We start from the raw sequence: 25,877 nt of genomic DNA, 5'->3' as shown, positions 1-25,877 counted from the left end.
TATGAAAGGTTTAATGGAGGGTAAACGTGGCCTTATTATGGGAGTTGCAAACGACCATTCAATTGCTTGGGGCATAGCTTGCCAACTTGCAGAGGCAGGAGCTGAATTAGCATTAACTTATCAAGGAGATGCTTTTGGAAAGCGTGTTCAACCATTAGCAAAAAAGCTTGGTTGCAAATTACTATTTGAGTGTGATGTTGAAAAAATTGAAAGTGTTGATTGTGTTTTTGAGAATCTTGAAAAAGAATGGGGAACGATCGACTTCATTGTTCATGCCATTGGCTTTTCAGATAAAACGCAGCTAAAAGGGCGTTACGTAGATGTCACAACGCGCGATAACTTTAACCGTACCATGATCATTTCAGCTTATTCTTTTACTGAAATTGCTCAACGTGCTGGTAAGCTTATGCCTCATGGCGGCACACTTCTAACACTCACTTATGGCGCTTCACAAAAAGTTGTGCCAAATTATAATGTTATGGGTGTTGCCAAAGCCGCTTTAGAATCCATGGTGCGTTATTTAGCAGCAGATTTTGGTTCACAAAATATCCGTGTCAACGCAATTTCAGCTGGTCCTATTCGAACCTTGGCTGGCAATGGTATTGCATCCGCACGACTCATTTTTTCTCATCAACGGCGCAATGCACCATTACGTCGCACTGTAAATATTAATGAAATTGGCAAAGCCGCTCTTTATTTACTGTCCGATTTATCATCAGGTGTTACTGGTGAAATTCATTATGTTGATTCAGGTTATAATATCATGTCTATGCCAACACTCGAAGAGTTAAAAAAAGCGGAAGATGCTCAAGAAGAGTAACTTTAAAGGATGTTAAATATTTTTCTGAACATAAACATAATTAATACATATATCTACACATCATAGAAAAATGTACCTCAACCGATGACTCAAATTTTTTATTCTTTTAAGTCATCGTATAAGAGGAAGGCTTTGTATTATTCATAGTTCGTTAAAAAACTAATATCTGTAAGTGACAAAGAAAATTTTTTTAAATTTCTACTGTTATATATTTATTTCTGCATCCGTTTTGATAATTTAAGAACATGCATTACGATCAATATCGTATATTTCGTCTTTCAATTTGCGGCTTAAGAGTGTATCAGCTGCGTCGAGAACGCTTTTGCCGCAATAGAGGACTTGATAAATTTGCTCCGTAATTGGCATTTCTACATCGATGCGTTGTGATAATATACGCACTTCCTTAGTATTTAAATATCCTTCAACAACTTGGCTAACTTGTTTTTTTGCTTCTTCTATATCTATTCCCTGCCCGATTAACATTCCAAAACGGCGGTTACGTGATTGATTATCAGTGCACGTCAAAACCAAATCACCTAAGCCCGTCATTCCCATAAATGTAGAAAGCTCAGCACCCATCGCAGTGCCTAAGCGACTAATTTCGGCTAATCCTCGTGTAATAAGAGCTATCCGCGCATTTGCTCCAAATCCCATACCATCTGATATTCCTGCACCAATAGCAATGACATTTTTGGCGGCCCCACCTAATTGAACGCCAATCATATCTGAGTTTTTATAAACTCTAAGACTTTTACCATAATGAAATAGCTGTTGTAGTTCCTCACTAAATTCCACATCAGAAGACGATACCGTAATTGCAGTGGGCAAACCAATAGCAAGCTCTTTAGCAAAAGTTGGTCCCGACAAAACAGCTAAAGGAATTTGATTACCCAAAATCTCACGAGCGACCTCTTGTAAAAGACGCCCCGTACCATATTCCAAGCCTTTTGTTGCCCACACAATACGTGAATCTTGCTTCAAGTAGGGCCTAATATTGTGCAATACCTCATGAAACACACGACTTGGAACAGCTATCAATATATTGCGACTTGCTCTTACTACAATTTCGAGAGATGCTTCAAGTAATATACCATCAGGAAATTGCACATCAGGCAAAAACACCTGATTACAACGATATTTCTGTAACTTTTGTATATGCTCAGAATCATGTCCCCAGAGAAAAACACGGTGGCGATTACGCGCAAGCGCAATAGCTAACGCTGTGCCATAAGAACCAGCACCAATAACTGTCATTGAAACCGAATTCATTAAATGTCCTGATATTTTTTAAATTTCTATTTTAGTTATGTGTCACTGTTACCAATATGTTTTCAAATAAAATATTTTTACCACTAAAATTCATATACTATCTCTTCATGGCTTTATTTTAACACATTACAAATGAGCTTTTAAAACTTTTTTAGTGGTCTATAATGAACTTCACAAACAGTATATCTACACTCAACTAAATAGTCATTTATATAAAACCAACATCAAGCTATTATGCTAGCATTGGACTAACTCTTGAGAAAAAACACAACTATAATTTTAAACAACTCAACAAATATGAAGTTATTAGCTTCCAGTTGTGAAAATAATCATCATAATTTTCTCATTTGTTTTTTAATGCTTCTAATGCTAACCATTGCTCACTTTTGAAGATAATAAAGTTTGTAGTTATTAAAGAAACACTAATAAAGAATTATTTTTTGTTATCACCACAGCTATATTGCTTAAGCTCTCACATCACAGCTCTCTAATTGCAGAGACTCAATCTTTCAAAATTAAATAATATCTTCGATTACTTCACTTTTTATCGTTATAATTTCAACATTCAACTTATCGACTTCTGTACTGAAAATTTATATTAATTCTTTTTCAAACGTGGAGCCTGAGTTACTCACTTGATAACATTGACTACATATTTATTTTAATGTCTTTCATTATGTAACTCTTCATCAAAAGAGGTAGGGTTTTCTGGTTTTACCCCCTCTAAATTCTCACCCTCTGATATTGCATCTTCCGGGATTGTCACTTTTATTTCTGACTCAATAATTCGTCCTGAACCACCCATCATATTGTAATTTAAATGAGAAATAGCCCACCATGTTCCTCCGATGATAATAAAAACACACACTACTGTGAACCATAAAGCTGCTAGATTCCACTTAGCATCAGGACCAGAATTCAAATGCAAAAAGAAAACGATCTGTACGGCAATCTGAAGAAGCGCCATCCCAATAAGGTAAATGACTTTTGTACTAATTACCCAACTATCCATCATTCCATAAAGTACGGGAAGGAAAGATCCTAAAGTAAAAAGAACAGCTAGAATAAAACCAATAAAATAAGAACCAGTACTTGGATCATGCGTTTTGTCATGTGAACTCATTATAATGCTCCTAATAGATAGACCATAGTGAAAACACCAACCCAAACAATATCAAGTAAATGCCAAAAAATTGATAAACATGCTAAACGTGTCTTGTTATCTTGATCCAAACCATGACGATGCAAATGCAAAAACATGATTATCATCCAGAAGACACCAACACTAACATGGATACCATGCGTGCCAACTAGAGAGAAGAACGCTGACCAATAAGCAGATAGAACCTCTCGCCCAAAAAATTTTACACCTGTTATAGGATCAACACCAGCGTAAGCAGTAGGCTCGAAGTAAAAGACTTCATTTAAAAGTTCATGAAACTCATAAATTTCCATTCCAATAAAGCATAAGCCAAGTACAAAAGTAACAGCCATCCATAAACGTACACCAGAAAGGCTATTTTTATGTGCTTGTACCATCACAAATCCATAAGTAATTGATGACAATAATAAAATAGCAGTCTCAACCAAAACAAAGTGTAAATCAATAAATTCGTTACCAGCTTTACCTCCACCATAAGAAGCAGAAAATACAGCAAAATTCGCAAAAAGAGTTGAGAACAAGATTAAGTCTGAAAGAATATAGACCCAAAATCCAAATATCATAACAGAACTACTGTCGTGATGATGTTCATCAGCGTGAACATTATTTGTTGTCACAGCACTCATAGTTTTACTCCCTGTTCTTTAAGAACGGCTGTCAAAGTATCTTCTGTCTTCTGCACTTCTTCAGATGAAATATAATAACCATGATGATCACCCATTAATGAATGATAAACGAGCGTCCCAACAAAACCAACGAATCCAATAGCAACAAGCCACCAAATATGCCACACAAGGGCAAAACCAGTGATTAATGAGAAAAATCCTGCGATAACCCCAGCTGGCGTATTCGAAGGCATATGAATTTTTGCAAATCCACTTGTTGGACGATGATAACCACTCTTTTTCATATCCCAGTAAGCATCTTCAGTTCGTACTTCTGGAATAACTGCAAAATTATAAGAAGGAGGAGGAGAAGAAATAGACCACTCAAGTGTGCGAGCATCACCCCAAGGATCATTTAATGATACTGGTACATTTCCTTTGTGTTTAACACCATACCAAACGGCCAAAACAACCTGTAGCACAAAACAAAGAATACCAAGGAGAATAATACAAGCACCTAACGCAGCAATAATAAACATGGGCTGCCAGCTAGGCTCAATATAATGCTGAAGTCGACGTGTTGCGCCCATTAAACCAAGCGCATAAACTGGGAAAAAAGCAAGGTAAAAACCAACAAACCAACACCAAAAAGATGCAATACCTAAGAAGCGATTAGGCTTAAAACCAAAAGCCTTTGGAAACCAAAAAGCCAATCCTGCTAAATAAGCAAAAATAACACCTCCAATAATTGTATGATGGAAATGCGCTATTAGAAACAAAGAATTATGAAATTGCCAATCAGCAGGAACTATCGACATCAAAACGCCTGTTAATCCTCCACCAACAAATGTAAATATCATACCTATGCACCAAAGCATTGGAGGTTCAAAGCGAATTCGCCCTTTATACATAGTTAACAACCAATTAAAGACTTTTACACCTGTCGGAATTGCAATAATCATGGTCGCAATACCAAAGAAAGTATTTACAGCTTCACCACCACCCATTGTAAAGAAATGATGCCCCCACACGAGAAGCGAAAGAATTAAAATAACTAAAATCGCCCATACCATTGAAGCATAACCAAAGAGACGTTTGGAAGAAAAAGTTGCAACAATCTCAGAAACAATCCCAAACGCAGGAACAACTAGAACATAAACCTCAGGATGGCCAAAAATCCAAACATAATTAATCCACACCATTGGATTACCGCCAGCAGTATTCGTAAAGAAATTCATGCCTAAATAACGATCACCTGCTAATAGCGCAAATGCAACAGTCAAAACAGGATAAATAATTAAAATCAAAATATTACTGACGAAAGCAGACCAACAAAAAACTGGCATTTTCATCATTGTCATTCCAGGAGCGCGCATTTTAATGATAGTCGTGATCAAATTAACCGATCCCATTGTCGTTCCAATACCAGCAAGCTGAAGAGACCACAAATAATAGTCTACCCCTGTATCTGGGCTGTTTTGCAATTCCGCGAAAGGCGGATACATCAACCAACCACCACGGCCAAAGTTTCCAATACCAAGTGATACATTAATTAATATCGCAGCAGCAGCAGTAATCCAAAACCCTAAATTATTTGCAAATGGAAAAGCAACATCACGTGCACCAATTTGAAGCGGAATGAGATAATTGAAAAGACCAAATAAAATCGTCGTAGCCACGAAGAAAATCATAATGACGCCATGAGCCGAAAAAATTTGATCAAAATGTTCAGGTGTTAAATAACCTGCAGCCTCACTCCCCACAGCCAACGCCTGATGTGTTCGCATCATAATCGCATCAGCAAAACCACGAAAAAGCATAATAATACCGAGAACAATATACATAATTCCGATACGTTTATGATCAACCGTCGTAATCCAATTACGCCAAAGAACACCCCACCAACCAAGTACCGTTAAAGCAACAGCAGCGACTAAACCGCCTACAACAATTGCAATACATGTGTAAAGAACAATCGGCTCATGTGTAAGTGCATGAAAAGCACCGGCCGCAGGATCTGTAAGTCTTCCAAACATTTGTTACCCTATATCAAGTGAACTTCATTCTAAAAGAAACCTTTTTTAAAAAAGATGGGACTTCTTTCAATTGACAATTTTATATAACATCAGGATCAAAAACAGAACAAAGTGCACCCCAAAGCGTTTGAGCAGCGGCACGCTTCATCAAGTTTTCATTACATATCGTATTTCCCTCAACACAGCGATTGACGATCCTGTAATAAAGTCGTTCCTCAACAGGTGAAAAATAACGTACTTCAGCATCTTTCTCTTTTGCTGCAATATCACCCATACGAGGTGCAACAGAAAGCTGACGATAAGATATACGATCAAGCTTTTGCCCATTTTTCTGAGCTTTAACAACCCAACTGTTGAAATCTTCCAAAGATACAGAATGCCACTTAAAACGCATATGTGCAAAGCCATCACCACTGTAATTTGCTGAGCTTCCATTAAATATCCCTTGCTCATCAGCCACTAAATGCAATTTAGAATTCATCTGTGGCATTGCATAAAGAACAGTTCCAAGTTTTGGCACCCAAAAGGCATTAACAGAACTCTCTGATGTCATCTGCAACAACACTTGACGACCTTTTGGTGCATAAATTTCATTAATTGATGCAATACCGTACTCAGGATAAATAAATAACCACTTCCAGTCTAGAGCCACAGCATCTATTTGTATCGGTTTTTCCTCACCAACAATATCGACTGGAAGCGACTTTGAAGGCTCAAGCCTATGAGTATAAAAAGCTGTTAATACACCCAAAACCATCACAATGATAACTGGAATGCCCCACATAAAAGCTTCAATCTTATTTGAGTGTCCCCATTCAGGCAAATACTCTTCCGTTGTATTCGATGCACGGTATTTAATAGCAAAAAAAACCACCGCAACCATAACTGGAATCACAACGCATAACATAACAACAACACACGCAATAATTAAAATAAGCTGCTGACGTGCAACGTACCCCGACGGCTGAAGAACATCAATTTCACACCCAGACAAAAGCAACATAATCCCTAAAATTACGAGCATATTCATCCGTTCAAAAAAGTTTTTCATTCTACTTGCCCCACTATATTGGATTCTATCAGCAAAAAACCCATAATACCTTAAAGATATGCTTACCTATTAAAAAAAAAATTATCAAGTAAATTCAGATTACCTCTTTTAATTAGGTGATAGTTCAAACTTTAAGTGATATTAGATAAACTTTGCTCCTGTAGATCAATTTTAAGTCTTTTAGCAATATATTCAAGCGCAAAACGATATCCTTCACTACCGCATCCAGTAATAACGGCATCAGCACCCGCAGAAATGTAAGAATGATGACGAAAATTTTCACGATGATAAATATTGGATAAATGCACTTCTACTATAGGACCTGTAAACATTTTTAACGCATCAAGAATTGCAACAGATGTGTGACTATAGGCAGCTGGATTAATAACCAATCCAGCACTTACACCGATTGCCTCCTGGATCCATTCCACCAACTGTCCTTCACAGTTACTTTGACGAAAATGCAATGTCATGCCAAATCTTGCTACATGTTCTTTGCAAAATTGTTCAATATCTTCGAGAGTGTCAGTGCCATAAATTTTTGGTTCACGCTTTCCAAGAAAATTTAAATTAGGACCATTTAAAATCTCTATAACTGTAGACACAGATAACCTCTCTTTCTCAATTATCCCCTTAAAACTTTTATCATATTTTCACTGTAATAAAGTTCCAGCTTGAATTTCAAAAAACTCTGCTCGTCCTTTTAAAGCATCAAACAAAATACGATCAGTTCCCGTCATAAATGTTTGCCCACCCAAATCATCAAGAATATCAAATAAAGCTGCACGTCGATAAGAATCAAGATGAGCTACCATTTCATCAAGAAGAAGGATAGATGCTCTATCCGACATCATGCCTGCCAAACGCGCATGAGACAAAATTAATCCTGTTAGCAAAGCTTTCTGTTCACCTGTAGAGCAAGACGCTGCAGCCACATTTTTATCTGCATAAAAAACCTGTAAATCCGTGCGATGTGGACCTTCTAATGTCCGACCAGCAGCCCGATCTATCTCTCGGTTACGCCGCAATCGATCATAAAACTGTTCCTCAACTTCAACCGCTGATATTTTACCAAGAGCTGTTTCTAAAAAACCTTCAACTTGCAAGAAAGCCCGCGGAAAAGGTGTATGAATTAACATTTGTGTAAACATATCATTCAAAAGTCCAGTAGCATCAATACGTGCTGCAGCAATAGCTGTTGCCAATTCCGCCATTTGCATTTCTAAGGCATCAAACCAAGTGTGGTCTTTATTGCCATCCAAAAATAGACGATTGCGCGCACGCATAACTTTATCATAATCAGCTATACGGCGACCATGCAAAGGGTCAATCGCTAATACCATACGATCTAAAAAACGGCGACGTTCAAGTGAAGAACCTGTAAAAAGCCCATCCATAGAGGGCGTTAATACACTAATGTTACAATAATCTGTTAAACAATCACCTGTTTCGCTCACACCATTAATATGTACTTTTCGACTATTATCGCTAACTTCTAAAGCTGTACCAATATCTACTTCACCATAAAGATCACATTGAAGACGTGCAAACACAACAAATCCTTCACCTCCACTATCCACAGAACTAACATCAGAATAAACTGCACGCCGTAAACCACGACCAGGAGAAAGAAAAGACAGTGCTTCTAAAAGATTAGTCTTACCAGCACCATTATGGCCAGTAAAAACCACATGTTGACCTGAAAAATGAATATTAAAAAAAGGATAATTACGATAATGTGCTAGCCTTAGCTGCCTCACCGCCACCTTGTGTACATGACCAGCCATGCACCGCAAAACATTTGCCTCTAAACACGAATAGGCATCAGCACATAAAGCGCATCTGCATCATCATTATCACGAATCAGAGCTGGAGCCCCAGCCTCTGCCAACATAAAAACCATCTCATCACTTGAAAGCTGCCCAGCAATATCTAATAGATAACGTGAATTAAATCCTATTTCAAGCGGATCAGACGTGTAAGTTGCAGCTAATTGATCTTCTGCACTTCCCGAATCAGGATTATTAACCACAAGTCTTAATTGTCCATGCTCAATTGTTAACTTCACTGCACGTCCACGGTCACTCGAAATCGTTGAGACACGATCAACTGCAGAAGAAAAGTCTTGCCTATTAACAATTAACTTTTTATCATTTTCAAGAGGGATAACGCGTTGATACTCTGGAAACGTTCCATCAATTAATTTTGATGTAAAAATCAAGGAACCTACAGAAAAACGAATTTTTGACTCTGAAAGCTCTATTTTTACATCACCACTCATTTCTTCTGAAAGAAGCTTTTGCAATTCTCCTACAGCTTTACGAGGAATAATAACGCCTGGCATACCCTCAATCCCTGCAGGAGCTTCCATATCAGCTTGCGCCAAACGGTGACCGTCTGTAGCAACTAAGCGCAGTTTTAAAACACCATCATCAATAACATGAAAATAAATGCCATTAAGATAATAACGCGTTTCTTCAGTAGAAATAGCAAACTGCGTACAATCAAGTAAATATTTTAAACTCGATGCCGATAAAGAAAAAGAATAACTAAACTCACCTGGAAGCGATTCTGGAAAATCAACTTTTGGAAGGCACTGAAGATGAAAACTTGCACGTCCAGAAACAACAGACATTGTGCTCATCCGATTCGCATCAACAGATAACACAATCTCGCTACCATCAGAAAACTTTCGAACTATATCGTAAAGCAAATGCGCCGGAACCGTTGTCGCTCCCGCTTGCTCAACATTAGCCACAAAAGATTCTATAACCTCTAAATCAAGGTCTGTTGCTTTTAATCGCACACCGTTACCATCTGTATCAATTAATACATTAGATAAAATAGGAATAGTATTACGACGCTCAACCACACGATGGACACGATTAAGCGACTTAAGAAATTGATTGCGATCAACTGTAATACGCATGAAAATACCCGTTATAATTTACTAAAATGATAAAAACCCCCGAAATCAAAAACTACCAATTCATTTAAAAGAATCATCTCCAAGAATTTATTCAACCGCTCTCAAAATGGCAAAAAATGATTCTCGAAACAATCGCACTTCGCCACTTCTCTTCTCTATTTTCAATAACAGAAAAATTGACTATCAAACTTACAGAGTTTGCTCTCCAATTAATCTCTTAAGCAACTCAAGCTCTTTAGCTAATGTCTGGTCAGCACACATCAAATCTTCAATCTTACGCACAGCATGCAAAACTGTTGTATGATCACGCCCTCCAAAACGACGTCCAATCTCTGGCAACGAGCGAGGAGTCAACATTTTTGCTAAATACATCGCAACCTGCCGAGGCTTAACAACTGTACGTGTCCGACGATTAGACAACAAATCTTGCTTAGAAATATTATAATGACGTGCAACCGTACGCTGAATCTCTTCAATTCGAATGCGCTTAGGTTCTCCTGAACGTGTCAAGTGACCCAATAGTTCATCAATCCGTTCTAAAGATAAATCAGACTCAAAAGATTGACGGAACAATAACTGATTAAATGCACCTTCAAGATCACGCCCAGAGCCTAAAATTGTCTTAGCAATATATTCCAAAACATCATCAGAAATGGCAATCGCATTATCATCTTGTTGCGCTACCTTTAATCGTTGGCGCAACATTTTCAAGCGCATTTCATAATCTGGTGCTTCAATTTGAAGCGCAACCCCTCCTTGAAGACGAGATCTAACCCGAACATCAAGTGATTCTAATTCCGCAGGTGGACGATCTGCAGCTACAACAACTTGCTTTGCACTATCAAGCAACATGTTAAGCAAATGACAAAATTCATGTTGAATCGACTTCCCCTGCAAGAACTGCATATCATCAATAATCAAAAGATCAATATCACGAAGCTGTTCTTTAAAAGAAAGTGCATCATTATCACGAATAGCCGTAGCGAAACGCCACATAAAATATTCAGCAGTCAAATAAATAACTCGCGCAGGCATCAAACGACTCAGTGCAGCTGATGCAATAGCCTGAAGAAGATGTGTTTTTCCCAAACCGACAGAAGCATGAATAAAAAGAGGATTAAATCGCAGAGCACTTTTATGTCCCTCTGCAATTGAACGCGCTGCAGCTAAAGCAACACGATTGGAAGGACCCTCAACAAAACTCTCAAAAGTATAGCGAAAATCAAGCGGTGAACCAAAAACACTGGCTTGAACGCTTTTTGCTGAAGGTTCTGCATAATTCTCAACAAAAGACGAAACTGTCTGCTCCTCAGGAACAGCAATAGGATCCACGCTTACTCCGCATGACACACTCTTTGAAACACGCTTCATCCCACGAACAATGACTTCAACACGAAGAATCGCTGCATTCTCCTGTTTCCATAAACTGGTTAAAAGAGAACCATAATGATTATTAATCCATGAACGCAAAAATGCTGTAGGAACAGAAAGCCTTACGAGATTACGACTGTATTCAGCAAGCTTCAATCGGCCAAACCAACTTGTATAAGCCTCAATACCAACCTGTGCTTTTAATTGCGCCATCACTCGCGTAAAAGCTGCTGCACCTTCTTCTTGCGAAACAATTGAATGTTCTGCAGAAGCACTTGTACTAACAGCCTTGGTTAGATCCACCATATCACTGTTTATTATTCTTTTTGTTGACAGGATATTCACTGCAACCCTTTGAAAGGAACTAGCTTTAGAGTTCAATTTATCCACCATCTTTCATCCCGATAAAAACCAAAATCTCGTCCCGCCCAAAAACTAAAATCAACTTAGCGAAGACAAACACGCCTTACCCCAAAATTGAGATCACTCATCTCCCCCCCCAAGATAACTTCATTACAACCCAAATAACAAAGATGACCAATAAAATTTACTTGCACCCATGGTATGATACGTCATTCAATATAAAAAACATATCAATCAAGAAAATAAAAAACACACCTCAGACCTATACAACATAAAGATTTATATAGCTCAAAAACGCATCCCTCAAAATTATGAACTTTGTGTGTTCTTAGTCTCTGAGAAGACCATACAAAACAGCAGAAGTAAAATGCAAGAGGCCAAAATAAAATCAAAAGGCACTAAAAAACTTTATAAATTTGCCAGCGTAAATAAAAAATGAGAAAAATAGTTGATTCAATTCAATTTTTTAAAAAAAATTTACCAAAAATAAAGAATTTATCAAAATCAAAAAAAAAAATAAAAAAAACTTGACAAAAAAGACTCTGTAAAAATTCACAAAGCTTGTGGATAACCATAAAAATTTTACAAGTCCGCCCTATTTATCTATAGTAAAAACTTAGCTTCAGAAATATTTTTTCAGCGTAAACAAAAAAAACCAGCATCCACACGGATACTGGCTTAATTTTTAACAAAAAGACAAAAAATTTAAATGCTGAGTGCCTTAAAACGCTTTGCTAAACGCGACACTTTTCGTGCCGCAGCGTTTTTATGAAAAACCCCTTTGGAAACTGCACGCATAATTTCAGGTTCAAAATTCTTAAACGCAACTTCCGCAGATGCTCTATCGCCTTTAGCTACAGCATCATCAAACCTACGCATAAAAGTACGCACACGCGAACGACGGGACCTATTAACCTTTGTACGCGCCTCAACTTTACGCACTGCCTTTTTAGCCGAAGGTGTATTCGCCATAAATGTATCTCTCTTTCAACACATTAGCAGTAAAAACCTTAGCGGCATCCCTACTAATATAAACAAAGCCACGCTATAAAGCCACTAACAACTGCAGAAGGTTTATAACCCATTCTTAGATCTAACGTCAATTAAATTTTCAAAAATGGTCATAAAAAACCTACAATCAAACTTTTTGACATCCATTTTAATAGTTAACAAACGTCTCTAAACAGATAGACACTTTTTAAACAGCTAGATTACGCAAAACATATTGCAAAATACCACCGTTGTGTAAGTAATCTAATTCATCTTCAGTATCGACACGACATAGTAATGGGACAGTTTTTACCATTCCATCAGCAAAAGTGATTATAGCTTCGATTCTTTGGCGAGGTTTTAAGTTGCTAATTCCCTCAATCGTTACTTTTTCATCTCCTTTTAAACCAAGAGACCTCCAACTTGTACCTTCTTCAAACACAAAAGGCACAATTCCCATACCAACAAGATTAGAACGGTGAATTCGCTCAAAAGATTGAGCAATCACTGCTTTTATACCAAGAAGGTTTGCGCCTTTAGCCGCCCAATCACGAGATGATCCATTACCATATTCAATACCAGCAAAAATAACGAGTGGAACGCCTTCTCGCTTATATGCCATAGCTGCATCATAAATGGCTTGTTCTTTCCCTGACGGATAGTGGATTGTATATCCTCCTTCACGTCCATTTTCTCCCAACATAAAATTACGAATACGAATATTAGCAAAAGTTCCACGCATCATAACTTCATGATTTCCGCGGCGGGTTCCATATTGGTTAAAATCAGCAACTTTAACACCATGCTCAATTAAATATTTTCCCGCAGGAGAATCAACTTTAATAGAACCAGCAGGTGAAATATGATCTGTCGTGATTTTATCACCAAACAAACCTAAGATTCGTGCATCCTTAATATCTGATAACACTTCAGGAACTTTCTGCATATGATCGAAATAAGGTGGATTACGTACATATGTTGATTTCTCATCCCAAGAATAAGTAACACCCGTAGGAACTTGAACACTCTGCCAATGCTCATCTCCCTTAAAGACATCTGCATATTTTTCAGAAAAAATCTTACGCGTTACATTTTTTTCGATAAACTCTTGTATTTCTTTAGAGGTTGGCCAGATATCTCTCAAATAAACCGGTTTACCATCTAAATCTTCGCCTATAGGTTCTTTGATTAAATCTTTACGCACTGTTCCAACTAAAGCGTGCGCAACAACTAACGGTGGTGAAGCTAGATAATTTGCTTGCACATCAGGTGATACGCGCCCCTCAAAATTACGATTTCCAGAAAGAACTGCTGCAGCAATTAAACCATTATCATTAATTGTTTTAGAAATTGTTGGTAATAAAGGACCAGAATTCCCAATACACGTTGTACAACCAAAACCTACCAAATTAAACCCCAATGAATCCAGATCATTTTGAAGACCCGAATTAATGAGATAAGCTTCAACAACTTGCGAACCAGGCGCAAGAGAAGTCTTAACCCATGGTTTGCTTTTAAGACCTTTTGCCACAGCATTGCGCGCTAGAAGTCCTGCAGCAATAAGCACACTTGGATTTGATGTATTTGTACAAGAAGTAATAGCAGCAATTACAACATCACCATGACCCAGATCGTACTCTTCACCCTCAACACGATAACGATTATCTTGTCCAACAGTCTTTTTATAATCATTAACCAGTGCTGTCTCAAAACCTTGCCCGACATTTTCCAATGCCATACGCCCTTCAGGACGCTTAGGACCAGCCATAGAAGGGACAACACTACCCATATCTAATTCAATGGTATCACTAAAAATGGGATTAGATGTAGTCTCGTCATGCCACATGCCTTGTGCTTTAGAATATGCTTCTACTAAAGCAACCCGATTTTCATCACGTCCTGTCATATTAAGATAACGCACTGTTTCCTTATCAATTGGAAAGAAACCACATGTTGCTCCATATTCAGGTGCCATATTCCCAATCGTTGCACGATCTGCAAGTGTCATATGCTCTAAACCAGGACCAAAAAATTCAACAAATTTACCAACAACACCTTTCTTGCGTAAAATTTGCGTCACTGCCAACACTAAATCCGTAGCTGTAACGCCTTCTTTCAGTCTACCTGTTAAACGGAAGCCGACAACCTCAGGCAGTAACATAGAAACAGGTTGTCCTAACATTGCTGCTTCTGCCTCAATGCCACCAACACCCCATCCCAAAACACCCAAGCCATTTATCATCGTCGTGTGCGAATCAGTGCCCACACATGTATCAGGATAAATCGTTTGAGAATTGCCTTCACTCTTTATCCACACGCATTGTGCCAAATATTCTAGATTAACTTGGTGACAAATGCCTGTCCCTGGCGGAACAACCCGAAAATTTTGAAAAGCTTGCTGCCCCCATTTGAGAAAACGGTAGCGTTCACTATTGCGATCATATTCATGATCAACATTATTTTTAAAAGCTGTAGGAGTACCAAAACTATCGACAATAATTGAGTGATCAATAATCAAATCAACGGGAATAAGTGGATTGATTTTTTCAGCATTACCACCAAGCTTGACCATGGCATCACGCATAGCAGAAAGATCAACAACTGCAGGAACACCCGTAAAATCCTGCATCAAAACACGTGTGGGACGATAAGCAATTTCTGCACCCGCACTGCCTTTGTCATTTAACCACTTAGCAACGTTTAAAATATCTTCTTTTTTAACTGAGCGACCATCTTCAAACCGTAATAAATTTTCGAGAATAACTTTCATCGAAAATGGTAAGCGAGAAATACCCTGAAGTCCATTTTTTTCTGCTTCAAGCAAGCTGTAATAAGTGTATTCTTTGCCACCAACATTTAAAATTTTGCGACAATTAAAACTATCTATTTGAGACATGAACTCTCCACCCTCACACTACAAATTACCCAATTTCCTGGAATAAGCAACACAACCTGTGAGTCAAGGTCACAGCTTGGATACAGACGCAGTCACCTACGCTTTTTTTCATTTTTCCCCCGCCTTACCATAGGTACATCAAAAAATCAGCGTTAAAGACCCTTATACACCAATTGTTGATGCAATATAATGACTTATAGAACTATTCTAGATATAATGAAATAAAAAACGTGTTTTTTATTTCATTATGCAATAAAGATCACAAAAATGTTAGGAAAATAAGCACAATAGGCAATCTATATGGTACTATCGGGTAGAAATCTGGCAGCGCATAGAGATGAAAAAATTCTATTTCAAGGTCTTTCTTTTTGTTTATTTTCACAACAACTTATGACAATAACAGGCTTTAATGGCATTGGAAAATCCACATTGTTGCGAATCATTGCTGGTCTTTTTGAAGCTGCTGAAGGTCACGTAATATTGGAAGATCACGGGCAAACATATCCTGTAGCAGCTGCATGTCATTATCTAAGCACCCAAAATGCCATGAAACCCCATTTATCCGTTATCAATAATTTGCAATTTTGGTCAGCATTTTATGGACAACACATGCGCACCCCACATGAAGCTCTTGCAGATATTGATCTTTCTGAAATTGAACACTTACCTTTTAGCATTTTGTCCACTGGACAAAAAAAACGTGTAGCCATTGCTCGCCTTTTATTATCCTACCGTCCTATTTGGATTTTAGATGAACCGATGTTTGGACTTGATAAGCAAGCGCAAACTATCTTAATTAACCTTTTTCAGCATCATCTAAATCAAGGCGGCATGATTATCGCGGCAACTCATATACCGCTGACTATTTCAGAAAACCATGAGATCAACTTAGAAAATTTTTTACCTACTAGGAAAACATGGCATGAAAGCACTCTTCTGGCGTGAACTTAGATTAGCCCTAGCGCCACAAGCTTCTTCCTTAACAGGACTTTTGTTCTTCATTTCTGTTATCGTGATAACACCCTTTGCTATCGGACCAAACCCCGAAATTCTTGCACAAATAGGTCCAGGTATATTATGGTTTGGAGCCCTTCTAGCAGGACTTCTCAATCTGAATAAACTTTTTCAAACTGATCACGATGACGGAAGTCTTGACCAATTTATTCTCTCTGGACAAAGGCAAAGCTTAACACTCATCGTATGCATTAAATGCCTTGCACATTGGGTAGGAAATATGCTCCCTCTTATTTTTGCAACACCTCTTTTAGCACCAATGCTTCATTTAGATGCAACAACAACCTTTACAACAACAATTACCCTTTTATGCGGAACACCAGCAATCATTTTTATTGGTGCTGTTGGAGCGGCACTAGCAACTTCATTATTGCATAGCGCTCTACTCATTGTCATTATCATCTTACCTTGGGTAATTCCTATCATGATCTTTGGCATTTCAGCGGCTATTGCCCCTACAAATCAAAACGCCTCTTTTGGAACTGCTTTAGCTCTGCTCATTGCTTTTTCACTTCTTTTAAGCCTTTTTAGCTCCTTTATGACAGCTATAACACTTAGATATTTATCGGAATAACAAAAGAGGATTGCTGTACAACTAAAGCGTGTCTATTATAAATCCATGAAGAAAATATCCCATCTACATAAAATAGAATCGCTTCCTACAATTTTTATCCGTTTTATGAAAATAAGTGGTTCTATTTTACCCTGGTTAACTGCTGTAACATTGTGTTTTCTTGTCTTGGGACTCATTCTGATTATGCATTCTCCGGATGATTATCAACAAGGAATCACAGTTAGGATTATGTATATTCATGTACCTTTCGCATGGTTATCTACCTTTTGTTATATGATAATGAGCGTTTCTGCACTAGGAAGTTTAATTTGGCATCATCATCTTGCCGATGTCGCACTAAGATGTGGAGCACCTATCGGGGCAATTTTTACAGCCTTAGCACTTATGACAGGAGCTCTTTGGGGACGTTCTACATGGGGAACATGGTGGGTATGGGATGCACGATTAACATCAGTTTTTATTCTATTTTTTATCTATCTCGCTATTATCATGCTTGCTAATGCTTTTCATAACCAAACAAAAGCTGCACATGCTACAGCAATTCTGACACTCATTGGATTTGTGAACATTCCTATTATAAAGTTTTCTGTTAATTGGTGGAATACACTTCATCAATCAGCATCACTTCTACGATCAGGAGGCACAACTATCGATTCTACTATGTTATGGCCACTCATAACAATGATACTTTGTTTCACCTTCATGTTCATTTTACTATACGTAATGGCTATGCGAAACGAAATCGATAATCGTCATATTCGGATACTTCAAATTAAAAAAGCTCATCGGGCACGACATTAGGATTCTTTATCATGCCAAACTTAAATAGCTTTCAAAGTGGAATTTTAGGAAACCTATCTCAACAAATTGATTTTTTTCTTGGAGCGCTTCATCATGGACAAATTGTTATTTTAAGCTACGCGCTTTCCGCAATTTCTCTTCTTGGCTTTCTTGGACATATCCTTTACAAGAGTCTACGTCAAAAAAAGATTTTGCAGCAACTAAAAGAAAAAGAATTGTTTTACAAAGAAAAATGCAATGAAAATCGCTCCTCAAAAACCTAAAAAAAACATGTCCTTTTTAAATTTTTTCAGCTTATTTGGGCCATTTTTTCTTTTTCTTCTTTTTACTATACTTCTCTTCAGCTCTATGAGCGACAAACTCTCCAAAGAGTCTTCTTTCTCTCCCAATACGTTAGCTGGGAAACCTGCTCCTAAAATTCATCTTCCTTCACTTAATAATGATTATTATTTAGATTTGGAACAATTTAAAGGGCGTATAAAATTGATAAACTTTTGGGGATCGTGGTGCTTACCTTGTCGCCAAGAACACTCACTTCTTATGAAAATTGCCCAAGATCAACGTTTTGATCTTATTGGTATCGATTTTAAGGATAACAAAGAAAACGCCCAGCGTTTTTTAACGACGTTTGGTAACCCTTTTAAACTTATTGGTTTTGATTCTTCAGGACATATCGCCATTAATTGGGGAGTCTATGGATTACCAGAAACATTTCTCTTAGACAAAAATAATATTGTCATAACCAAGCATGTTGGTCCCTTAACATGGCAAATTTATCAAAAAAAAATCTTGCCACAAATCGAGAAAGCGATAACAGTAAAAAAAACATCTAACGCTACATAATCACGTCATAACATTTATCAGATAAAACTGGATGGATAGGTTTAATAAAGAAGCTATAAAACCCATCGTTAAACATACATCCTCAATTAAACATATATCTCCGTAAAATTCCCCTCTAATACGGAGTATATATTTAAATTAATGTGCATGATAAAACACTGAAACCAATATCAGATGATTTTATACTCTTATACGCCGTTTTTCAGAGATTGGCTGAAACGCTATTTTGGCATGAAAGGCACAATAAGGACTGCTTTCACCAGAATCAGCGCCACAAAAATAAAAATCTGCTGATAAAGGATCTCCAACTGGCCATCTACATGTATTCTCACTCAACTGCAAAAGATTAAGATGACGTGATATAGGCACAACCACATTTGATTTTTCAGGCATATCCATTGCTGTTGTCTCACTTTCAGCCACCGACGTCATTTTTAAAGCTTCTACTTCAGTATTGCTAGGCACTGCATCCATTGATAATATGGTTGAGGTTGTACGGCGTATCCGTAAAGTTGATGGATTAGAATTTGTAAGTGTCTTTTGTACACGCGATACTGCCTGTGTTGTTTTTCCACGCCCAGGTAATTTCAATCGATGCACTTTACCGATTACGGCATTCCTACTAACCCCTCCTAGCTGAGCCGCAATCTGGCTTGCACTTAAGCCTTCACTCCACAACTTCTTAAGAAGTTCAACACGTTCACATGTCCAACCCATACCAGTACTCCATTTAGATCATCTCATTGAGATGCGCCCCTTTGCACCTCCAAATGTCTTCATTATATTTTCAATAAGCCGAAAAAACCTTTATACTCTTACTAGAGCATAAAAACCTTACTCAATCTGCGAAATCTACAAATTGATAATTTCACTTGCTAATTCAAATTACAATATGCACCATGCACCGACTCAATGACAAGAGTCTTTCCCTTTTTAACAGTTTATTTAGAATGTTTTCCCCAACTTGCGAATCAATCATAGAAAAGATTTTCATTTTTTTCTAAAGTTTTTCATACGAAGGTATATTGACAAAACCTTCATTGACTTTTTGCTAATCAATGTAATCATTCACCATAATCATATATCAAAAAATGCAGTATTATTTTGTTTACTGTATGCAGAGCCAAAAACATAAAGGAAACCATGATGAATACTACCACTATAAAACCACTTTATGAATGCTTTGCTCGACGTAATTTACATTTTACACAAGGTAATGGTGTATGGCTCACTTCTGATAAAGGAGAGCATTATCTTGATTGTGCATCGGGAATCGCAGTTAATGCGTTAGGATATGCCCATCCAAAATTAGTTAATGCTCTTAAAATTCAAGCTGAAAAACTATGGCATATTTCTAATCTTTTTGAATCTCCTGAACAAGAGGTTCTTGCTACACGGCTTTGTGAAAACAGTTTTGCCGATAAGGTTTTTTTCTGCAACTCTGGTGCAGAAGCACTTGAATGTGCATTCAAAACTGCTCGTCACTATCATTACGCAGCGGGATACCCAACACGCGTTGAAATTATTACTTTTGAAGGTGCATTTCATGGGCGAACACTTGCAGCACTTGCTGCAACTGGACAAGAAAAATACCTTGAAGGTTTTGGGCCAAAAGCTGGTGGATTTATTCAAGTTCCCTTTTGTGATGAAACCGCTTTGCGCAATGCCATTAATAAAAATACCGCAGCAATTCTTATTGAACCCATTCAAGGAGAAGGAGGAATAAGAACAGTACCTCATGAGTACTTAAAATTTTTACGCAAAATATGCGATGATAATAATCTATTATTGATTTTAGACGAAGTTCAAACAGGAATTGGACGAACAGGAAAACTTTTTGCTTATGAATGGAGTAATATCGTACCTGATATTCTAACCTTAGCCAAAGGATTAGGTGGTGGGTTTCCATTAGGAGCCTGTCTTGCAACAGATAAAGCTGCAAAAAGTATGGTACCAGGTACCCACGGATCAACTTTTGGAGGAAACCTTCTTGGGATAGCGGTAAGCAACAGTGTTCTTGATGTCATATTAGAACCTGATTTTCTTCACCATGTTCAATGTATGGGACAGAGACTAAAAAATGGAATTGCAGACATTATAAATACTTACCCTAATATTATTTGTACGATCCATGGTGTAGGACTCATGCTTGGTATTCAATGTGTTGTGCCCTCTAATACCGTCATAAATGCCTTAGAGAAAGAATACCTTTTGGCTGTTGCCGCAAATAACAACGTAGTACGCTTATTGCCTCCTCTTATCATTACAGAAAACGAAGTCGATGAAAGCTTGCGTCGTATTGAAAAAGCAATCTCTCACCTTTCGCAGCAAACAAAAAATGATAAATGTTAATATATTGTCACAATTGAATTCTCATCACTTTACTGCTTTAATTATTTGATTCATGTGAAGAGCGCACATTTTTTACAAGTTGTGCGATACTTCCCAAAATCAATTTCAATACAAAGAGTATTCAAAATACTAACAATAATCTCTGAAAAATATAAATAACCCTATTTTATATAATACGCGTCGCTTAATTAAATAACGCTCTCATATTTCAGATAATTTAGAAAACAATCTTATGCAAAGAAAAGGTTTACTAATGCAACGCAATATATTTATTGTTGTTTTTTGTGAGTATCATCATAGTGCAAAATGTAGGATACATTGAGATATTTAATAGAGTAATATATTCTGAAAATCCTTTGTTAAAGCGTATAGATAGCACGCTTTCTTGCTATTTTATGAATATTTTTTCTTTATTAAAAATACTGCAATCAATTTTAGCAGAATATGTACTTAGAAAAAAACGCTAACGCTTTCTGTTGTCTAAGATTGGCGTAGCAATCTCTGTTTGTATCTCTTTATACTTTGATACCCAATATAATAAATCATAAGAAAAACGCACTCATTTTCCATATCAATACAGAAGATATGTTACATTCACCAACAACCCTCGCAAAATAACCAAAATATCAATGACCGATTGCATGACAATAAGCATATAAACTTCCAAAGTGAAAGATTTATTCTCAATTATCATTCCATATTTCAGCTTAATAAGATCAATAAAACCTCATTAAATCTAATATACTCTCTCTTCATGTGCTTATCTATTCGTCCATTATATTGGTTTTGTACATGATAAATGCATATATTGGATACATATATTAGATATTGGTTAGCAAAACTGAGTTTTTATGCACCAAAAGGAATTTTTTCATGGTGTTTACAAGATATGTTTTTCTCTCCACAATGGTCAGCCAAAGCAAATCATATAAAAGGCGCAAATATGAGCAAAGAGCACGAACAAGCTAAAAATGAAACCTCCTTTAATAACATATATTTAAGTGAAGACGATACTGTTATTCCCTTCCAGGTTGAAGAACTTGATATTCGTGGACGTGTCGTACAACTTGGAAAAGCTTTAGATTCTATCATTAAAAAGCACCAATATCCTGAACCTGTTTCTTACCTTTTAGCCGAAGCTTTGGTTTTGACAATTTTGCTTGGAACTTCCTTGAAACTTGAAGGAAAATTTATTTTACAAACAAGCTCCAATGGACCGGTTAATATGTTGGTATGCGACTTTTCTCCTCCTTCCAGTCTACGCGGTTATGCTCGCTTTAATGAAGAGCAGCTAAAACAAGCTATAGCTAATAATCAAACATCTTCAAAAACACTTCTTGGTGAGGGAACTTTAGCTTTTACTATAGACCAAGGTACCCATACACAGCGCTATCAAGGAATTGTTGCATTAGATGGAACAAGTCTACAAGAAGCTGCTCGTACCTATTTTGATCAATCAGAGCAAATCCCGACTGATATTCATTTAGCAGTCGCTACCTTAATCAAACGTGATCGCCAGGGAAAATCACAAAAAAGCTGGCGTGCAGGAGGAATTTTGACGCAACTTTTGCCACAAACATCACGTCATCATACAATGCACAAATCCAGTCAACAATTACAAGAAACAAAAACTCGAGCTCAACTTGAAAATCAATGGCAAGAAGCTAAAGCGCTTACTGCAACCATTGAAAATACAGAACTAACAGACCCTCAAATAGGCAGCAAGAAACTATTATTTCGTCTTTTTCATGAACAAGGTGTTAGGGTTTTTGATCCCATTCCTCTTATAAATCAATGTTCTTGTTCGCGCGAAAAAATTAAAGAAATACTGGAAGGATTTCCCATTGAGGAACGTATTCAAATGGTGAAGGACGGATATATTTCAGCCACATGTGAATTTTGCTCAACAACTTATCGTTTTAAACCGCAAGAATTATCTGAAAAAGAAACAAGATAAATATTTGCTAATAAAATAGACCCATGGCATACAAAGTTAATTTCATTATGCCATTGCATCTTAGCACCAATTAAGACTAGTCATTAAAAATTTTGTTTAGTCTTGGCTCTTAATTCTATCCTTTATGTCTTATGCAATCATATTCCTGCTCCCAGCAGAAAAGAGCCTATAGCTACTCACTTACAAAGATTCTTTTCTTTCAAATAAGTTGCACGTACCACCTCGAAAATACTGCTATCATATTTGATGCGTGAACATTAAGAAAAAACCAGTCTCGTAATAAACCGGCTGCTTTCAACTACTTTTAGTGATTGCTACAAATCTCAAATACAGTTCATAGATTAAATTAAAAAATTGTATGATTTGAATAAGCATAATATTTAATAGCTCTGCTTTATCCTAATCTCTTCTTTACGCTAACTAAATTAATTCATAAAAATATCTCATGGCTAAAGATAAAAATTTACTAAAACTTTGTAATGCTTTAAATATGAATATTACAAACGGTTATCTTATAAGCGTTTTGTTAGCAATAGATGACCACTATTATCACAACAAATATTATTGCTCTAAAAATTAGCAATAACAAACAAATATCATGGAAAAATTCTCACTTTACTCAAAGTAAGTATAACACACAAAATACCTTCTTTGATAAAATCATATTAAATCTAAAACAGCGCCAACAGTACCACACCTTCCCTATGGTACAAAACGGCGTAACCGAACATAAAGCGCACCATCGCCCCCATGATTACGAGCAGCACGCTCAAATTCATGAACATAATATCGAAAAGCTGGCGTTGACAACCAATGAGGAACAAATTGATACAGAACACCCCGTTTCCCATGCAACCGTCCTTTTCCTGTAATGACAAGCACATGGCGCAATCCACGTTGCATAGATGATTGCAAAAAACTTTTTAATAAAAAATAAGCCTCCTCTTGCACACAACCATGAAGATCAATACGCGCTTCAATAGAATAGCGACCTTTGGCAATTTTACGATGCGTTACATGGTCTAAAAGACGAACCTTATGCGCTTGCCCCACTATCTTCTTTTCACTTTTATCTTTTATTTTTTTTTGTTGATTTTCTTGAAGAAGTGAAAAATTTTGTCTTATACACTGTTTCCTATCTTCTATATTTGCAGCATCTTCTGAAATGGAAGAATGAAATTCACCATGAAGAGGTACCACAGTACGACAAACCTTCTCCCACAAAAGACTGTCCTGCATAACCAATAAATCTCTTTTTTGTTTCCTTTCACCGATAGCCATTTCAATTTTTAATCTTCTCATAAATCTTATTCATACAGCTTCATGTACGAAAAACGCCTCAACTTTCATCTTCCGTTGCAAAAAGTTTCCAATTTGGATCCTGGGATAAACTATTGCGAACAAAAGTCCAAACATCCTTAACTTCTACAATAGTATCAGGATCGCCATCTATACGTTCTCCTTGCTTATTGTAAGTCACTGAAATCATTTCACTAACAATACGCACAGTCAAAAATTCTTCATTTTTTTGCATTTTTGCTGCAATAAACTCGATATTATTAACTCCAACAAAAGTAAACTCAACCCTTTCACCGTTTTTTTCGCGGTTTTCAATAGCCGAACAAAAACTTTCAAAGACATTCTGAGAAAGCAATCTCTTCAATTGATCGCGATCGCCTTTAGCAAAAGCTGTCACAATCATTTCATATGCAATTTGAGCGCCTTTTATAAAAAATTTAGGAGAAAAATGAGGATCACTTTGGTAAATAGCACGCAAACCTTCATTCAATATGCTTCCTTCAGGTGAAATTGCATCAATTTCACTAAAATCATTTTTTTTCGAATTAGCTTGGTGAGGGAACGAAACAACATTGTCATCTGTTTCTGTCTCAGTTTGTTTTTTAGAAGAATCTGAATAAGGATCGAAAGGAGGCTTTTCAAAACCAATCCGTTTTCCTAATACATTCCGCAGTTGCACAAAAACAACAACCATAATAACAAGAGCCACGATAAGTACGACGTCAAATTCCATAGGCACCGCCAATCTCCAAACCTAAGATGATCTCCAATAAACATTGCAGTCAATAACATTTATAAATAAATATGTAAAATAAGGATTTACCATTCAAATATTTTTACAACCTCCAATATAAGCTTTAAGAAGATAGCTCTCAATGATGTTCCACACTAAATTTTGAAAAGAAAGTTTTTATGTGATCAAATCTTATCCTATAAATCCCCGTTTTTTTATACTTTCCATTCTCGGCGCTCTTTTAATTGAAATCGCTGGTTTTATCTTTGTTGGGAAAATAATCGGAATTTTTGCAACTTTGATGTTAGTTGTTCTTACAACAATGGTAGGAAGTATTTTATTGCGAATTCAAGGTATTAGCCTTTTAAAAAATATACAACGAGAACTTACCCAAGGACGTAAATTGGAAAATGACGTCATCAATGATGTCTTCATCATTATAAGTGCAATTTTGCTTATTCTTCCCGGATTCGTAAGTGATCTATTAGGTATATTACTTCTTATAAAACCCTTCCGAACTATTATTTGGTATTTATTTTTATCTTTTAACAACACCAATCGTTACGATAACAACGCGAACACCAAAAATGAATCTGAAAAAACAATCGATCTTCAAGTAGAAGACTACAAAGTTTATAATGAGAAAGATACACCATGGTATAAAAATGATGACAATCCTTGAAATATTAAAAAAATTGCCATAAGCGTTAAAATAACTAAAGATAGGCAGAGCATTTCTTGCAACCTTTTGCAAGGCATGATAACCAGTCGTGTTTTATATCTAAAATAGCAGTCTATATATTATGATGAGA

General features: G+C 36.8%; 23 protein-coding genes. 9 read left to right on the top strand and 14 right to left on the bottom strand.

The window, feature by feature from the left end; genetic code table 11:
• Position 1 precedes the first annotated feature (1 nt).
• On the top strand, positions 2-820 hold the full coding sequence (gene fabI, locus V4P55_RS06345; RefSeq protein ID WP_455474249.1) for an enoyl-ACP reductase FabI: 819 nt from the start codon (positions 2-4) through the stop codon (positions 818-820).
• Positions 821-1,057: 237 nt separating this feature from the next.
• Here the strand turns inward: fabI and gpsA are convergent, their stop codons facing one another.
• The 11 genes from gpsA to acnA all read right to left on the bottom strand — a co-directional run bounded on the left by gpsA (position 1,058) and on the right by acnA (position 15,492).
• Positions 1,058-2,089, bottom strand: a complete 1,032-nt coding sequence (gene gpsA / locus V4P55_RS06340) for an NAD(P)H-dependent glycerol-3-phosphate dehydrogenase (RefSeq protein WP_455474248.1) — start codon at positions 2,087-2,089, stop codon at positions 1,058-1,060.
• A 661-nt stretch (positions 2,090-2,750) separates the two neighbouring features.
• Entirely contained in the window at positions 2,751-3,212 is a 462-nt protein-coding gene (gene cyoD / locus V4P55_RS06335) for a cytochrome o ubiquinol oxidase subunit IV (protein WP_455474247.1), read from the bottom strand.
• The gene (locus V4P55_RS06330; protein ID WP_455474246.1) at positions 3,212-3,877 is read right to left on the bottom strand and encodes a cytochrome (ubi)quinol oxidase subunit III; all 666 of its coding nucleotides are present in this window, start codon (positions 3,875-3,877) and stop codon (positions 3,212-3,214) included. Before V4P55_RS06330 ends, cyoD begins: the two co-directional genes overlap by 1 nt.
• Positions 3,874-5,892, bottom strand: a complete 2,019-nt coding sequence (gene cyoB, locus V4P55_RS06325; RefSeq protein WP_455474244.1) for a cytochrome o ubiquinol oxidase subunit I — start codon at positions 5,890-5,892, stop codon at positions 3,874-3,876. Before cyoB ends, V4P55_RS06330 begins: the two co-directional genes overlap by 4 nt.
• A gap of 79 nt (positions 5,893-5,971) precedes the next feature.
• Entirely contained in the window at positions 5,972-6,943 is a 972-nt protein-coding gene (cyoA, locus tag V4P55_RS06320) for a ubiquinol oxidase subunit II (protein ID WP_455474243.1), read from the bottom strand.
• 131 nt (positions 6,944-7,074) lie between these two features.
• Entirely contained in the window at positions 7,075-7,548 is a 474-nt protein-coding gene (gene aroQ / locus V4P55_RS06315; protein ID WP_455474242.1) for a type II 3-dehydroquinate dehydratase, read from the bottom strand.
• A 48-nt stretch (positions 7,549-7,596) separates the two neighbouring features.
• Positions 7,597-8,730 (bottom strand): DNA replication/repair protein RecF, encoded by a 1,134-nt coding sequence (gene recF / locus V4P55_RS06310; protein ID WP_455474241.1) that lies wholly within the window; start codon positions 8,728-8,730, stop codon positions 7,597-7,599.
• A gap of 20 nt (positions 8,731-8,750) precedes the next feature.
• Entirely contained in the window at positions 8,751-9,872 is a 1,122-nt protein-coding gene (gene dnaN, locus V4P55_RS06305) for a DNA polymerase III subunit beta (RefSeq protein ID WP_455474240.1), read from the bottom strand.
• 189 nt (positions 9,873-10,061) lie between these two features.
• Positions 10,062-11,636 (bottom strand): chromosomal replication initiator protein DnaA, encoded by a 1,575-nt coding sequence (dnaA, locus tag V4P55_RS06300; protein ID WP_455474239.1) that lies wholly within the window; start codon positions 11,634-11,636, stop codon positions 10,062-10,064.
• A 675-nt stretch (positions 11,637-12,311) separates the two neighbouring features.
• Positions 12,312-12,578: a 30S ribosomal protein S20 gene (gene rpsT, locus V4P55_RS06295; RefSeq protein ID WP_455474238.1), complete on the bottom strand. Its 267-nt coding sequence runs from the start codon at positions 12,576-12,578 to the stop codon at positions 12,312-12,314.
• 226 nt (positions 12,579-12,804) lie between these two features.
• Positions 12,805-15,492: an aconitate hydratase AcnA gene (acnA, locus tag V4P55_RS06290; RefSeq protein ID WP_455474237.1), complete on the bottom strand. Its 2,688-nt coding sequence runs from the start codon at positions 15,490-15,492 to the stop codon at positions 12,805-12,807.
• Positions 15,493-15,792: 300 nt separating this feature from the next.
• Here acnA and ccmA point away from each other — a divergent pair, with 300 nt between their 5' ends.
• Genes ccmA through V4P55_RS06265 form a run of 5 tightly spaced genes read left to right on the top strand, consistent with a single transcriptional unit; the run spans position 15,793 to position 18,724 of the window.
• On the top strand, positions 15,793-16,437 hold the full coding sequence (gene ccmA, locus V4P55_RS06285; RefSeq protein ID WP_455474236.1) for a heme ABC exporter ATP-binding protein CcmA: 645 nt from the start codon (positions 15,793-15,795) through the stop codon (positions 16,435-16,437).
• The gene (ccmB, locus tag V4P55_RS06280) at positions 16,415-17,080 is read left to right on the top strand and encodes a heme exporter protein CcmB (RefSeq protein ID WP_455474235.1); all 666 of its coding nucleotides are present in this window, start codon (positions 16,415-16,417) and stop codon (positions 17,078-17,080) included. Before ccmA ends, ccmB begins: the two co-directional genes overlap by 23 nt.
• Before the next feature lie 45 nt (positions 17,081-17,125).
• Positions 17,126-17,881, top strand: a complete 756-nt coding sequence (locus V4P55_RS06275) for a heme ABC transporter permease (RefSeq protein ID WP_455474234.1) — start codon at positions 17,126-17,128, stop codon at positions 17,879-17,881.
• An 11-nt stretch (positions 17,882-17,892) separates the two neighbouring features.
• A complete protein-coding gene (gene ccmD, locus V4P55_RS06270; RefSeq protein ID WP_455474233.1) occupies positions 17,893-18,144 on the top strand; it encodes a heme exporter protein CcmD in 252 nt (83 codons plus the stop codon).
• Positions 18,119-18,724, top strand: coding sequence for a DsbE family thiol:disulfide interchange protein (locus V4P55_RS06265; protein WP_455474232.1), 606 nt, complete (start codon positions 18,119-18,121; stop codon positions 18,722-18,724). The genes ccmD and V4P55_RS06265 overlap by 26 nt, the downstream gene beginning before the upstream one ends.
• Before the next feature lie 180 nt (positions 18,725-18,904).
• On the opposite strand, the gene V4P55_RS06260 is transcribed toward V4P55_RS06265, so the two are convergent.
• Entirely contained in the window at positions 18,905-19,441 is a 537-nt protein-coding gene (locus V4P55_RS06260) for a GcrA family cell cycle regulator (RefSeq protein WP_455474231.1), read from the bottom strand.
• Positions 19,442-19,870: 429 nt separating this feature from the next.
• Between V4P55_RS06260 and V4P55_RS06255 the strand changes: the two genes are divergently transcribed.
• A complete protein-coding gene (locus V4P55_RS06255; RefSeq protein WP_455475065.1) occupies positions 19,871-21,076 on the top strand; it encodes an acetylornithine transaminase in 1,206 nt (401 codons plus the stop codon).
• Positions 21,077-22,019: 943 nt separating this feature from the next.
• Positions 22,020-23,033: an Hsp33 family molecular chaperone gene (locus V4P55_RS06250; protein WP_455474230.1), complete on the top strand. Its 1,014-nt coding sequence runs from the start codon at positions 22,020-22,022 to the stop codon at positions 23,031-23,033.
• 702 nt (positions 23,034-23,735) lie between these two features.
• Here V4P55_RS06250 and V4P55_RS06245 read toward each other — a convergent pair.
• Together V4P55_RS06245 and V4P55_RS06240 are read right to left on the bottom strand one after the other, a co-directional pair.
• A complete protein-coding gene (locus V4P55_RS06245) occupies positions 23,736-24,314 on the bottom strand; it encodes a Smr/MutS family protein (RefSeq protein WP_455475064.1) in 579 nt (192 codons plus the stop codon).
• A 58-nt stretch (positions 24,315-24,372) separates the two neighbouring features.
• A complete protein-coding gene (locus V4P55_RS06240; protein ID WP_455474229.1) occupies positions 24,373-25,065 on the bottom strand; it encodes a Tim44/TimA family putative adaptor protein in 693 nt (230 codons plus the stop codon).
• Positions 25,066-25,246: 181 nt separating this feature from the next.
• Here V4P55_RS06240 and V4P55_RS06235 point away from each other — a divergent pair, with 181 nt between their 5' ends.
• The gene (locus tag V4P55_RS06235; protein WP_455474228.1) at positions 25,247-25,747 is read left to right on the top strand and encodes an FxsA family protein; all 501 of its coding nucleotides are present in this window, start codon (positions 25,247-25,249) and stop codon (positions 25,745-25,747) included.
• Positions 25,748-25,877: the final 130 nt, after the last annotated feature.

It is taken from the genome of Bartonella sp. B30(2025) (assembly GCF_053793825.1).
The sequence above is the reverse complement of the archived record's forward strand: the minus strand, read 5'-3'. Positions and strand labels throughout refer to the sequence as shown.